This is a genomic window from Streptomyces yatensis, assembly GCF_018069625.1.
Classification (GTDB): domain Bacteria; phylum Actinomycetota; class Actinomycetes; order Streptomycetales; family Streptomycetaceae; genus Streptomyces; species Streptomyces yatensis.
Genome location: NZ_CP072941.1, coordinates 1,707,191 through 1,720,722, shown reverse-complemented (window position 1 = coordinate 1,720,722; position 13,532 = coordinate 1,707,191). Strand labels below are relative to the sequence as shown.

Here is a 13,532-nt window from a genome sequence, read left to right as displayed (position 1 = left end):
TCGAACGGCGATCCGGCTCGCCACCCTGCCGGACGACGGGCCGCGCGGTGGCTTCTTCGACGACGGGGGTGTCGTGCCCTGGTGATATGACGGGCCGGCGTGGCGCTTCCGGGAGCCCGCCGGGGTGTGTCAACCCCGACGAAGGTCAGGTGCCCGTCCTCGCCGTTCGCCAGAGGTGGCGGGCGTTCGCCGTTCCTACGGTCACTGGCCATGGAATCAAGGACGCGATACGGCTTCGGCCGTCGGTTGTCGGCCTCGGTGGCGCTGTGCGCCGCCGGGGCGGGAGCGGTGATGTGGCTGTCGCCCGGTGGGCTGGGCGACGCGGATCGGGTGGAGGTCACGCGCGGCGCCTCGGCGTCGGCGTACCGCGAGGTGACCGATGCGGTGGCCGGGGCGCCCTCGTGGGCGGGGTCGCTGCTGGAGGTGGCCACCGCCGGCACGCTGGTGGCGCTGGGGGTGCTGCTGCTGTGGACGGGGTGGTCGGCCTTCCGGCGCGCGGACGCCTCCGGCGTGGCCGGAGTCGTCCTCACCGGGATCGGCACCGTGGCCGCCTACGCGGCCAGCGAGGCGGTGAAGCTGGTGGTGGACGAGGAGCGGCCGTGCCGGGCGGTACGGGGAGTGGCGGCGTTGGCGGAGTGTCCCGAGGCGGGGGACTGGTCGTTTCCGAGCAACCACGCCACCCTGGCCACCGGGATCGCGGTCGGGCTGACGGTGCTCAGGCCCCGTCTCGCCGCCGTGGCGCTGCCGTTGGCGGGGGTGGCGGCGCTGCTGCGGGTGGCGGTGGGGGTGCACTATCCGCACGATGTGGCCGCCGGTGCGCTCATGGGCGCCGCCGTGGTGGTGGCGACGCTGATCGTGGCGAGTCGTCCGGCCGCTCGGGCGGTGTCAGCGCTGTGCGGACGCCGGTGGGGGAAGGATCCCGGCCTCATGGGCCACCACGGCGGCGGCCGCCCGGTTCTCCACACCCAGCCGGGACAGGATCGAGCTCACATGGGCCTTTACCGTTCCCTCCACCACATGGAGCCGACGGGCGATCTGACCGTTGGACAGCCCGCCGCCCAGCAGGGCCAGCACCTCACGCTCCCGGGCGGTGAGGGCGCCGACCCGCTCGCGGGCGGCGGCGCGGCGGTCGGCAAGGGCTCCCGCGCCGCCGGAGGCGAGATGCGCCACGACGCGGGCCGCGACCTTCGGTGACAGATAGGCGGCGCCATCGGCCACCGCGCGCACCCCCGCGATCAGCTCCTCCGGTTCACCGGACTTGATGAGGAAGCCCGTGGCGCCGCCGCTCAGCGCCCGGAGGATGTAGTCGTCCTCGCCGAAGGTGGTCAGCATGATGACGCCGGTGGCCGGCGCCGTCCGGTGGATCTCCCGGGCGGCCTCGATCCCGCCGGAGGCGGGCATGCGGATGTCGAGCACCGCCACCCGGGGGCGGTGGCGGTGCACCAGCTCCACGGCCTGGTGGCCGTCGCCGGCCTCGGCGACCACGGTGATGTCCGGATCGGTGATGAGCACCGCCCGGATGCCCGCGCGGATCATCGGCTCGTCGTCGGCGATCAGGACCCGGATCATCGGACACCCTTCCCGGTGAAGGCGTCGGCGGTCACCAGGGTGCCGTGCCGGAAACACAGCCGGTAGACGTCCCCGGACCGGTCGTCGAAGGGGTCGGCCGTCATCGCGTAGTACTCGCAGACAAGCCCGGTTCCCCTCGGTTCGGCCGCCGTCGGCCGGTGGCCGGTCTGGCGCTCGGGCAGATACTCCGTGATCCGGTCACGGTCCTGTCCGATGCGCAGCCGGGCGTAGTCGTCCGGGGCCAGCACCGACTCCCGGGCCCTCAGTGTGTCCCACACCCGCAGCGCCCCGATCAGCAGGGCGCCCGCGACCAGGGGCACCATGACGGCCGCGAACAGCGTGCGGCCGAGCCGGCGGCGGGCGCGCCGGTGGTCATCCGCCACCTCGCCGCACCTGTTGCCGGGGGCATCGGTGCCGCACCTGTTGTCGGGGGCGTCGGTGCCGTCGGCGTTGCTGGGGGCATCCGTGCCGTCCGCGTTGCCGGGGGCGTCCGGGGTGTGGGGCGTGGCCTGTGCCGCCCGCCGCGCCGTGGGGGTACGGGGAAACGTGGCGCGGACGGCGAAGCCGCCCGACTCGGGGCCGTAGCCGAAGGTGCCGCCCGCCAGCCCGACGCGCTCGTCCAGGCCGATCAGACCGAAGCCCGCGCCGCCCGAGCGGACGGCGACGGCGGTGGGCGCGGGGCCGTTCGCCACCCGGACCTCGGTCTCCTCCGCCGTGTGCAGGACCCGCACGGCCGCCTCCGCGCCGGCCGCGTGCTTGGCCACATTGGTCAGCGCCTCCTGCACCACACGGTGCACCGCGCGCTCGATGTCCGGCGGCAGTTCGCCGGGCTCGCCGTCGATCCGCAGCCGGACCGTGAGCCCCGCCGCCGACGCCCGCTCGACCAGCTTCGCCACCCCGGCGCCGCCCGGCTCCGGCGGCGCTCCGTCCGGCTCCTGGCGCAGTACGCCGATCACCTCGCCGAGCCGGTCCACGGCGGCCGCCGCCCTGGCCCTGATGTCGCGGGCGGCCTCCCGGTGGCCGTCCGCCAGCCCGGGCGCCAGCTTGAGGGCCCCGGCCGAGAGGGCGATCAGACTGAGCTCATGGCCCAGGACATCGTGCATGTCCTGGGCGATACGGGCCCGTTCCCGCAGCCGGGCCTGCGCGGCGATCAGCCGCTGCTCGCGCTCCAGCCGCGCGGCCCGCTCCCACCCCGCCCGCACCAACTCCCGGTACTGACGGCAGAACCGCCCCACGAACCACGGCAGTACGACCACCCCCGCCACCACCGCCACGAACCGGTCGGCCCAGGTGATCCAGGACGGCACCGCGGCGACCGCCACCACAGCGCCCGCGACCACCCCGACCAGCCCCACCGCCGTGGACCACGTCCGCCCGGGCCGCCACCCCGCCGTGAAGGCGCACAGCGCCGTGGGCACCACCCACCACAGACTGACCACGCTCAACCCGGCGGCGGCGACGGTGGCCGCGAGCGGAAGGTGCCCGGTCCAGCGGGCCGCGGGGCGGCCGGTGAATCCGGTTCTGTGTGTCGTCATGTCCCCCACCTGCGTGATGTCCCCCACCTGCGTGATCAGCCGACTCGCAGAGGTGACCTTACGAAAACCGTGGACCGGCGGACACTGCCGAAAGACCAATCCCCACCTGCGCATCCCGCATGGCATCCGGCCGACGCCCAGGAGACGCATGCTGGTTATGGGGGCGGAAGTGGGGGGAACCCGACTCATGCGCTCGGCAATCATCAACCGCCGACCGCGGCCGACCGAGGGGGCGGAGGGAGAGGAAGAGACCATGCCCGCAGGATCCAGCCGTAAGCGTGAACGGCAGTACGAGCACATCAAGGAAGGCGCCGAGCAGCGCGGTGCCTCCACCGGCCGGGCGAAGGAAATGGCCGCCCGTACGGTGAACAAGGAGCGCGCCCGCACGGGCGAGTCCAAGTCCGCCAGCAAGACCTCGACCAAGGACCCGAAGTCCGCGCCGCAGCGTGGCGGCCAGCGCTCCGGCAACCGGACGGGCCCCAAGGGCCCGACGCGCGACCAGCTCTACAACGAGGCCAAGCAGCGCGGCATCGAGGGCCGCTCGAACATGACCAAGGACCAGCTGGCCAGGGCCCTGGGCCGCTGACCCGGATACCGCCGCCCCTTCCCGCGGTGCGCCGCCCACCCCGCGTCCGACAGCGGGGCCGGGCGGCGTCCGCCTGGCGGGGGCGGGCGATTGGCGGAGACGGCTGCGGGTACTCAAGGGCGATCATGCCAGGCCGGACACTCCCCACCTACACCGCTCTGCACCAGCTCGTGGAGCTGATCGAGCAGGGCGCTCCCGTCTTCGTCCGCTGGTCACGAGGGCCCCAGGCGGACCTGGACGGGAGCGCGGCCAGCCGGGACGGGCTCACCGGCACCAAGCTGCCGGGCCTGTCGGCCAACCCCCTGGCCTTCGAGGAGTGGGCGAAGGATCTCCCCACGCCCCTGTGGGTCGCCCGGCGGCTGTGCGACTACATCCACCTCCGGGACGAGGACCAGGGCCCCGCCGATGTCCACCCCTGGGTGCTCAAGGGGGAGGAGGCCGGCCGGGGGCCGGACAACGAACCCCTGGTCCGCGATGTGGAGCCCGTCGCCTGGATCGCCGAGAGCGTGATCGCCGAGGCCGAGGACGTGGTGGCCCGCCAGCAGGGCGAGTGGGGGCCGTTGCACAGACCGGCCAGGTTCGGCCGCGGTGAAGAAGGCTGAGGCCGGGACGGCACGGCGGGACCAGTCGGGCGACCGTACCCGCGCGACCAGGGCCGTCGGCGACCGCCCACGTGTGTCCAGCCGGCGGCAGCACACACGTGATCGGCGCACAGGGGCCGGGACATAGGGTGGCCTGATGCAGGAGCGGTACCGGACGGTCGCGCGCGAGGGCGTGCACGAGATCGAGATCAACAGATCGCGCTTCCTCTGCACGCTCGCGCCCGCCGCGACCGAGCAGGAGGCGCAGGACGTCATCCAGCGCGTCAGGAAGGAGCACCCCACCGCCACCCACAACTGCTTCGCCTATGTCATCGGCGCGGACGGCGGTGTGCAGAAGGCGAGCGACGACGGGGAGCCGGGCGGTACGGCCGGGGTGCCGATGCTGCAGATGCTGCTGCGCCGCGAGGTCCGGTACGCGGTGGCCGTCGTCACCCGCTACTACGGGGGCGTGAAGCTCGGCGCGGGCGGTCTGATCCGGGCCTACGGCGGCGCGGTCGGCGAGGCGCTCGACACACTGGGCACCGTCACCCGGCAGCGGTTCCGGCTGGTGACCGTCACCGTCGACCACCAGCGGGCCGGAAAGCTGGAGAACGACCTGCGGGCGACGGGGCGGGCGGTCCGTGAGGTCCGCTACGCCGAGGCCGTGACCATCGAACTGGGCCTGCCCGAGGCCGATGTGGACGCTTTCCGCGACTGGCTGGCGGACGCCACCGCCGGCACCGCCGCACTGGAGCTCGGCGGCGAGGCGTACCAGGACACCTGAGAGCGGGCGGTCTCCGGAATCCCGGGAACCGACACGGGTGGGAAATACGAGGTCCGTGAGAGACCGGGCGCCGACCGCGGCTAACGTGGTCGTGCCCGCGCCGTACGCACGCCGCGGGCGTGATGCTGGCCACTGGGGTGGAGGAAGGACAGAAGTGCAGGTCGGAGATCGCTTGTGAGAATGCTGCACACCTCCGACTGGCACCTCGGACGGTCCTTTCACCGGGTCAGCCTCCTTGCCGCGCAGCGGGAGTTCATCGACCACCTCGTCACCACCGTGCGCGAGCGGCACATCGACGCGGTGCTCGTCGCGGGTGACATCTACGACCGGGCCGTGCCGCCGCTGGCCGCCGTCGAGCTCTTCGACGACGCCCTGCACCGGCTCGCGGACCTCGGCGTGCCCACGGTCATGATTTCCGGCAACCACGACTCGGCCCGCCGTCTCGGCGTCGGCGCCGGGCTGATCGACCGGGCCGGCATCCACCTGCGCACCGACCCCGCCGGATGCGCCACCCCCGTCGTCCTCTCCGACGACCACGGCGAGGTGGCCTTCTACGGTCTGCCGTATCTCGAACCCGGCCTGGTGCGCGAGGAGTTGGGCGCCTCCGCGGCCGGTCATACGGCGGTGCTGGGCGCCGCCATGGACCGGGTGCGCGCGGACCTCGCCACCCGGCCGTCCGGCACCCGCTCCGTGGTCCTCGCGCACGCCTTCGTCACCGGTGGCGCGGTCAGCGACAGCGAGCGGGACATCACGGTCGGCGGAGTCGCCTCCGTACCCGCCGATGTCTTCGACGGCGTCGACTACGCCGCGCTCGGCCACCTGCACGGCTGCCAGACCATCACCGAGCGGATCCGCTACTCGGGCTCCCCGCTCGCGTACTCCTTCTCGGAGGCGGCGCACCGCAAGTCCATGTGGGTGGTGGAGCTGGGGACGGCGGGCGAGGCGCCGTCCTGCGAACGGGTGGACTGCCCGGTTCCGCGGCCGCTGGCCCGGATCCGCGGCCGGATCGAGGAGCTGCTGGACGACCCGGACCTCGACCGCCACGAGGAGGCGTGGGTCGAGGCCACCCTGACCGACCCGGTGCGGCCGCATGAGCCGATGGCCCGGCTGGCGCGGCGCTTCCCCCACGTCCTCACGCTGGTCTTCGACCCCGAGCGGCCCCCCGAGGATCCGCTCGCCTCGTACGCACAGCGGCTGCGCGGCCGCTCGGACCGGCAGATCGCCGAGGACTTCGTGGCCCATGTGCGGGGCGGCCGCGGCCCGGACGAGGCGGAGCGCGCGCTGCTCGGCGACGCGCTGGAGGCCGTACGGAGCGAGGCGCACGAGGGCGTGGTGCCCGGTGAGGACAACGGCGCCGGAGCGACGGCGACGGCGCGGGCGACCGCGGGGGCGCGGGCGACCGCGGGAGCGACTGCGGGGGCGCGGGCGGCGACTGCGGGAGCGACGAGGGGGGAGGTGGCGCGATGAGGCTGCACCGGCTCGCCGTCACGGCCTTCGGCCCGTTCGGCGCCATCCAGAAGATCGACTTCGATGAGCTGTCCGCCGCCGGGCTCTTCCTGCTGCACGGGCCGACCGGCGCCGGCAAGACGTCCGTCCTGGACGCGGTCTGCTACGCGCTGTACGGCCAGGTGCCCGGCGCCCGCCAGGGCAACGGGCTCTCGCTGCGCAGCGACCACGCCGAACCGCTGACCCCGACCGAGGTCGTCCTCGAATTCACCGTCGGCGAGCGGCGCCTGGAGATCACCCGGCGCCCCGAGCAGCCCCGCCCCAAGAAGCGGGGCACCGGGATGACGCGGGAGAAGGCGCAGACCCTGCTGCGCGAGTACACCCCGGCCGCCGCGCCCGCCTCCGCATCCGGGCCGGGGCAGTGGAAGGCACTCAGCCGCTCCCACCAGGAGATCGGCGAGGAGATGGCGCAGCTGCTCGGCATGAGCCGAGAGCAGTTCTGCCAGGTGGTGCTCTTGCCGCAGGGCGACTTCGCCCGCTTTCTGCGCGCGGACGAACTGGCGCGCGGCAAGCTGCTGGGCAAGCTGTTCGACACCGGCCGCTTCGCCGCCGTCGAAGAACGGCTGGCGGAGCTACGGCGGGCGGCGGAGAAGCAGGTCGCGGCCGGGGACGAGCGGCTGCTCGCGCTCGCCCACCGGATGGCGCAGGCGGCGGGCCGCACCACGGAGCTCGACGGGCATCCGCTGCCCCAGCCGGCCCCCGGTGAGCCGGGGCTGGCCGACGCCGTCCTGGAGTGGGCCGCCGTCGCCCGCACCGGTGCGCGCGAACGGCGGGACATCGCGCTCTCCGCCGTAGACGCGGCCGAGGCGGCCCACGACGCCGCCCAGCGGGCCGCCGACGCGACACGCGAACGGGCCGAGCTGCAGCGCCGCCATGCCGAGGCCCGCCGCCGGGCGGACGACCTCGAACGGCAGCGCCCCGACCACGACCGGCTGCGCGAGCTGCTGGAACGAGCCCGCGCGGCCGACGCGGTGGTCCCCGCGCTCGACCTGCGCACCGCCGCCGTCCGCGACCACCGCACGGCCGAGGCCGCCGAACGCCAGGCCCGCGCCCGCCTGACCGCCGAACCCGGCCTGGCCGCGACGGCCCTCGCGGCGACCCCGGCGATCCCGGCGATCCCGGACATCCCCGACCAACGCACACCCCCCGCCCCGACGCCATCGCCCGGCACCACCGTGCCCGCACAGGGCACCGCGTCCCCGGACGAGACCACCGGGCACGCGAGTGCGGAAGGTGCCCGGGCCGAGGTGGCTCCTGACGAGCACGCCCCGGGCGACGTGCCGCCGCGCCGGGCGCCGTCCGGTGAAGCGGGAACGTCGGCCACCGACGGACCCGGTCCGCGGGGGCGCCCCCTCGCGCAGGCCGTGAGGGACGGCCGCACGGGAACGGGCGCGCCGGGCTCGGGCGCGCCCGGCCGGGCGGAGGGCGCTGCCTCGTACGGGCCGGACCAGGTGCCGGGGGCAGGTGCGGGCGCGTCGGGTGGGTGCGCCGCCGGCCGGGCTACGGCTGCCGGGAACGGTGCGGTAGATGGGCAGGTCGGTTCCGGGGCAGGAGGGGGCTCCGTCCCGGGTGGGCCGGGCCGGGCGGAGGGCACCCTCGCGGGTGTGCCGGATCGGGCGCCGGAGACTGACCCTTCTGCAGGTGGGTGCGCCACCGGCCGGGTCACCACTGCCGGCGACGAGGGGGCGGGTGAGCAGGCCGGTTCACGGGCGGGTCTGCCGGGTCAGGCGTCGTCCGGCGCTGCCGCCGCCTCGGGCGGGCCTGGCGTGTCGCATGCGCGACCTGGCGGCGGCGAAACCACCGCCACAGGGGCGCGGGATGCGGGCGCCTCGCACCCCACCGCGTACGACGCCGGTCGTGGCGGGGCGGCGGCGGGCGCGGCCCGTGCTGGTGACGGGCCGTATGGGGGGCGGGACGCGCGTTCGCCGGGCTCGGACGCGTCCGCGGTGCTCGGCAAGGCCGATGCCGAGTGGCTGAGGCGGGTTGAGCGGCGGGTGCGGGAGGAGCTCGGGGCGTTGGGGGCCGCCCGGCGGGGGGAGGCGCGGGCGGAGGCCGTGGTCGGCGAGATCGCCGCGCTGGACCGGGAGGCCCGCGCCGACGACGAGGCGATCCAGGAGGCCGCCGAGTGGCTGGCCGGGTGGGAGGAGACCCACCGGGCGCATCAGCGGCGGGTCGAGGCCGCGCAGGAGGCAGCCACCCGGGCCGAGCAGCTCGGCGGGCGGATCGAGCCCGCCGAGCGGCGCCTCGAGGCCGCCCGGCGGCGGGACCGGCTCGCCGGGCAGGAGCGGCAGGCGCGGGAGGAGCTGTTGCGGGCGCGGGAAGGCGCCGCCGCCGCGCGGCAGAACTGGCTCGACCTCAAGGAGGCCCGGCTGCGCGGCATCGCCGCCGAGCTGGCGGCCGGGCTGCGCGCCGGAGAGCCCTGCGCGGTGTGCGGGGCGACCGAGCACCCGGGCCCGGCCCGGCCCGGGGCCGGGCATGTGGACCGTACGGCGGAGGAGACCGCGCTGGCGGACTCCCAGCGCGCCGAGGAGGTCCGCGAGGAGGCCGAGCGCACCCGGAACGCGCTGCGGGAGGCCCACGCGGGCGCGGAGGCCACGGCCGAGGGCGAGGACGCGGCCGAACTCGACCTGACCCTGGCCGAGTTGCGGGCCGCGTACGCCGAGGCCCATGACGCGGCGGCCGACGGGCACGCCGCCCGCGAGGCCCTGGACCGGGCCGAGGGCGAGCACGCACGGCGTACGGCCCAGCGGCAGGAGGCCGAGCGGCGGGCGGCCGCCCGCACCTCGCGCCGCGAAACCCTGGCCCGGGAGCGGGCCGCGCTGCTGGCGGAGCTGGAGCAGGCGCGCGGCGCGGACGCCACCGTCGCCGAGCGGGCGGCGCGGTTCGAGCGGCAGGCGGGGCTGCTGGCCCGCGCCGCCGAGGCGGCGCGGGGTGCCGAGGCGGCCGCGAACCGCCTGAAGGAGGCCGACGCCCGGCTCGCCGACGCGGCGTACCGGGCCGGGTTCCAGACCCCGGAGCAGGCCGCCGAGGCCGTGCTGCCCCCGGACCGGCAGCGCGAGGCGCGCCGCCGTCTCGACGCATGGCAGACGGAGTCGGCGGCGGCCGCGGCCGAGCTGTCCGACCCCAGGCTGCTCGCCGCCGCGCAGGCGCCGCCCGCCGACCCCGCGGCGGCGCAGACGGCGGCCGACGCGGCCACCCGCGCGCTGCGCGAGGTCTCGGCCGCGGACGCCGCGGCCCGCACCCGCTGCGAGGACCTCGACGCGCTCTCCGCGCAGGCGGTGGCCGACGCCCGCCGACTCGCCCCGCTGCGCGCGGACCACGACCGGATCGCCCGCCTCGCCTCGCTCGCCGCCGGCACGTCCACGGACAACGAGCGCAGGATGCGGCTGGAGGCGTATGTCCTGGCGGCCCGGCTGGAACAGGTCGCGGCGGCGGCGAGCGCGCGGCTGCGCCATATGTCCTCCGGGCGCTACACGCTGGTGCACTCCGACGCCCGCTCCGGCGGGCGCGGCCGCTCCGGTCTCGGACTGCATGTCATCGACGCCTGGACCGGCAGCGAACGCGACACCGCCACCCTCTCCGGCGGCGAGACCTTCTCCGCCTCGCTCGCCCTCGCGCTGGGCCTGGCGGACGTGGTCACCGACGAGGCGGGCGGGGTCCGCCTGGACACCCTCTTCATCGACGAGGGGTTCGGCAGCCTCGACGAGCAGACCCTGGACGAGGTCATGGACGTGCTGGACTCGCTGCGCGAGCGGGACCGTACGGTGGGCATCGTCAGCCATGTCGCGGATCTGCGCCGGCGGATCCCGGCACAGCTGGAGGTCGTCAAGGGCCGTGAGGGCTCGGCCGTACGGCATCGGTCGGCCGCCGCGCACTAGGGGGTGGGGGCGTTCGGCGGATCGTGACGCCTGCGGCGGGCTGCTTTCCCTCCCGCCCCTTCCCACAACTGGGGCTCCGCCCCAGACCCCGGTTCGGGGCTCCGCCCCAGACCCCGGTTCGGGGCTCCGCCCCGGGCCCCGGTTCGGGGCTCTGCCCCGGGCCCCGGTTCGGGGCTCTGCCCCAGACCCTGGACCCCGGATCGGGGCTTCGCCCCCGGACCTCGGATCGGGGCTCTGCCCTCGGACCCCGGTTCGGGGCTCTGCCCTCGGACCCCGGTTCGGGGCTCTGCCCTCGGACCCCGGTTCGGGGCTCTGCCCTCGGACCCCGGTTCGGGGCTCTGCCCTCGGACCGCGGTTCGGGGCTTCGCCCTCGGAACCGGATCGAGGCTTCGCCCTCGGACCCCGGATCGGGGCTTCGCCCTAGACCCCGGTTCGGGGCTCCGCCCTCGGACCGCGGTTCGGGGCTCTGCCTCAGGCTCCGGGCCGGAGCTGCGGGCTTCGCCCCAGGCCCCGGACCTGGGCTTCGCCCTAGACCCCGGGCCCGGGTTTCGCCTCAGACTCCGGATCGAGGCTCTGCCCCAGACTCCGGGCCCGGGTTTCGCCTCAGGTCCCGGGCTCGGGTTCGCCTCAGACCTGGATCGGGGCTCCGCCCCAGGGGCCCCGGGCCCGGGCCTCGCCTCAGGTCCCGGAGCGGGGCTCCGCCCCCAGACCCCGGGGTCAGGGGCGAAGTCCCCGCGTGGTCCGCCGGACAGGCTGTAGTGGGCGGGTCGCGCCCGTACGGATGTGGCGCGCCCTCACCCCGACCTCAGCGCAGGCTCAGAGCGCCGACAGCTCCTCCACCAGGTCGTCGAGACCCAGCGAGCCCTGCGACAGCGCCGCCATATGCCACTTCTTGGCGTCGAAGGCGTCGCCGTGCGCCTTGCGGGCCGCCTCCCGCCCCGTCAGCCACGCCCGCTCGCCCAGCTTGTAGCCGATGGCCTGGCCCGGCATGCCCAGGTAGCGCACCAGCTCACTGTCGAGGAACTCCGCCGGACGGCCGCAGTGCAGCCCGAAGAACTCGCGCGCCAGCTCCGGGGTCCACCGCTCACCGGGGTGGAAGGGCGAATCGGCGGGGATCTCCAGCTCCAGGTGCATCCCGATGTCGACGATCACCCGCAGCGCCCGCATCATCTGCGCGTCCAGATAGCCCAGCCGCCGCTCCGGGTCCGACAGGAAGCCCAGCTCGTCCATGAGCCGCTCCGCGTACAGCGCCCAGCCCTCCGCGTTGGCGCTGACCATGCCGACCGTGGCCTGGTAGCGGGAGAGCTGGTCGGAGACGTGTGCCCACTGGGCGAGTTGCAGATGGTGGCCGGGGACGCCCTCGTGGTACCAGGTGGAGACCAGGTCGTAGACGGGGAAGCGGGTCTCGCCCATCGTGGGCAGCCAGGTCCGGCCGGGGCGGGAGAAGTCCACCGACGGCTGGGTGTAGTACGGCGCCGCCGCGCTGCCCGGCGGGGCGATCATCGACTCGACCCGCTTGACCCGCTCGGCCAGGTCGAAGTGGGTGCCGTTCAGCTCCTCGATGGCCTCGTCCATCAGCTCCTGCAGCCACACCCGCGTCTCCTCGACGCCCTCGATATGCGCACCGTGGGTGTCGAGGTGGCGCAGGGCCTCCCACGGGTTGGCGCCCGGCAGGATCTTCTCGGCCTCGGTGCGCATCTCGGCGTGGATGCGGTGGAATTCCGACCAGCCGTAGGCGTACGCCTCGTCCAGGTCGAGATCGGTGCCGTTCCACATCCGGGCCCAGCGGCGGTAGCGCTCGCGCCCCACCACATCGGGGGCGCCCTCGACGGCCGGGGCGTAGGTCTCGCGCAGCCAGTCGCGGAGCGCGACCAGCGCGCCCGTCGCCGCGGCGGCCGCCTCGTCCAGCTCACCGCGCAGCGCGTCCGGCCCCTCGGCGGTGAAGTCGGCGAACCAGCCGCCGTCCGTGCCGATCCACTCCGTCAACTGCTCCAGGACCGTGGCCACCTGCCGGGGCCCGGCCGGCAGGTTCCGCCGCAGCCCCTCGGCGAGCGAGGCGCGGTATCCCTCCAGCGCGGCCGGTACGGCGCGCAGCCGGGCCGCGACGGCCGCCCAGTCCTCCTCGGTCTCGCTGGGCATCACGGTGAAGATGCCGCGCACCGAGTGCAGCGGGGAGCTCAGATTGCTGACCGCGCGCAGCCCCTCATGGGCGTCGTGCACGGCGAGCTCGGCGGTCAGCCGCTCCCGCAGCAGCCGGGCGCAGCGGCGCTCGGCGTCGCTGTCCGCACCGGGGCGCGCCTCGGCCTCGGCCAGCCGGGCCAGGGTGGTGCGGGAGAGATCGGCGACGGCCTCGGCCCCGTCGGGGGAGAAGTCCGGGAGGCGCCGGGAGCTCTCGGGAACGCCCAGGTAGGTGCCGGTGATCGGGTCGAGTTCGATGAGGGCGTCGACATAGCTGTCGGCGACCTGACGGGGCAGCGGAGCGTTCTTGGTATCGGACATGCGGCCCATCCTCGTACGTTCCGGGGTGCGGCGTCAGCACCACGGGAGTGTGACGAGCGGGAACAGAGGTGTGCTACGAGATTGCCGAGCCGTCTCGGGCGGGCGGCAGCAGGGGGCCGCAGCTCCACTGCTGGAAGATCAGCCGGGTCTCGACCCGGGCCACCTCGCGGCGCGAGGTGAACTCGTCCAGCACCAGCCGCTGCAGATCGGCGGTGTCGGCCACCGCGACGTGCACCAGATAGTCGTCCGGCCCGGCCAGATGGAACAGCGCCCGGGACTCGGGCAGCGCCCGGATCCGCTCCACGAACGGGCCGACCAGCTCCCGGCGGTGGGGCCGGAGCTGGACCGAGAGCAGGGCCTCGAGGCCGCGCCCCAGCTTGGCGGGGTCCAGGCGGAGTTCATGGCCGAGGATCACGCCGGAGCGGCGCAGCCGGGTCACCCGGTCCAGACAGGTCGAGGGCGCCACGCCGACCTGGGCGGCCAGATCGCGGTAGGTGGTCCGGGCGTCGTTCTGCAGCAGCCGCAGAATCTGGAGGTCCACCGGATCGAGAACGACGGTTTCGGCCATCGGCCGAACGTAGCACGGGCATCGAC

At 75.3% G+C, this 13,532-nt stretch carries 9 protein-coding genes and 2 pseudogenes; 7 read left to right on the top strand and 4 right to left on the bottom strand.

Going from position 1 to position 13,532, the window contains the following annotated elements:
* Positions 1-7: 7 nt before the first annotated feature.
* Together J8403_RS43485 and J8403_RS06420 are read left to right on the top strand one after the other, a co-directional pair.
* Positions 8-85, top strand: a pseudogene (locus tag J8403_RS43485) (dehydrogenase); the annotation flags it as partial.
* 125 nt (positions 86-210) lie between these two features.
* A pseudogene (locus J8403_RS06420) lies at positions 211-798 on the top strand (phosphatase PAP2 family protein); the annotation flags it as partial.
* Positions 799-885: 87 nt separating this feature from the next.
* Here the strand turns inward: J8403_RS06420 and J8403_RS06415 are convergent.
* Both J8403_RS06415 and J8403_RS06410 read right to left on the bottom strand, forming a co-directional pair.
* The gene (locus J8403_RS06415) at positions 886-1,569 is read right to left on the bottom strand and encodes a response regulator transcription factor (RefSeq protein ID WP_211122287.1); all 684 of its coding nucleotides are present in this window, start codon (positions 1,567-1,569) and stop codon (positions 886-888) included.
* Positions 1,566-3,104, bottom strand: coding sequence for a sensor histidine kinase (locus tag J8403_RS06410; RefSeq protein ID WP_211122286.1), 1,539 nt, complete (start codon positions 3,102-3,104; stop codon positions 1,566-1,568). Before J8403_RS06410 ends, J8403_RS06415 begins: the two co-directional genes overlap by 4 nt.
* 253 nt (positions 3,105-3,357) lie before the next feature.
* On the opposite strand from J8403_RS06410, the gene J8403_RS06405 reads away from it, so the two are divergent.
* From J8403_RS06405 to J8403_RS06385, 5 genes are all read left to right on the top strand, one after another.
* The gene (locus J8403_RS06405; protein ID WP_211122285.1) at positions 3,358-3,690 is read left to right on the top strand and encodes a plasmid stabilization protein; all 333 of its coding nucleotides are present in this window, start codon (positions 3,358-3,360) and stop codon (positions 3,688-3,690) included.
* A gap of 125 nt (positions 3,691-3,815) precedes the next feature.
* A complete protein-coding gene (locus J8403_RS06400) occupies positions 3,816-4,292 on the top strand; it encodes a DUF6098 family protein (protein WP_211122284.1) in 477 nt (158 codons plus the stop codon).
* Positions 4,293-4,428: 136 nt separating this feature from the next.
* Entirely contained in the window at positions 4,429-5,055 is a 627-nt protein-coding gene (locus J8403_RS06395) for a YigZ family protein (RefSeq protein ID WP_093466757.1), read from the top strand.
* A 174-nt stretch (positions 5,056-5,229) separates the two neighbouring features.
* A complete protein-coding gene (locus tag J8403_RS06390; protein ID WP_246585723.1) occupies positions 5,230-6,522 on the top strand; it encodes an exonuclease SbcCD subunit D in 1,293 nt (430 codons plus the stop codon).
* Positions 6,519-10,439 carry an AAA family ATPase gene (locus tag J8403_RS06385; RefSeq protein ID WP_246585722.1) on the top strand — a complete coding sequence of 1,307 codons (3,921 nt, stop codon included), beginning with the start codon at positions 6,519-6,521 and terminating at the stop codon, positions 10,437-10,439. Before J8403_RS06390 ends, J8403_RS06385 begins: the two co-directional genes overlap by 4 nt.
* A gap of 816 nt (positions 10,440-11,255) precedes the next feature.
* Here J8403_RS06385 and J8403_RS06380 read toward each other — a convergent pair.
* Both J8403_RS06380 and J8403_RS06375 read right to left on the bottom strand, forming a co-directional pair.
* On the bottom strand, positions 11,256-12,938 hold the full coding sequence (locus J8403_RS06380) for a DUF885 domain-containing protein (protein ID WP_211122283.1): 1,683 nt from the start codon (positions 12,936-12,938) through the stop codon (positions 11,256-11,258).
* A 73-nt stretch (positions 12,939-13,011) separates the two neighbouring features.
* On the bottom strand, positions 13,012-13,506 hold the full coding sequence (locus J8403_RS06375) for an Lrp/AsnC family transcriptional regulator (protein WP_093466761.1): 495 nt from the start codon (positions 13,504-13,506) through the stop codon (positions 13,012-13,014).
* Positions 13,507-13,532: the final 26 nt, after the last annotated feature.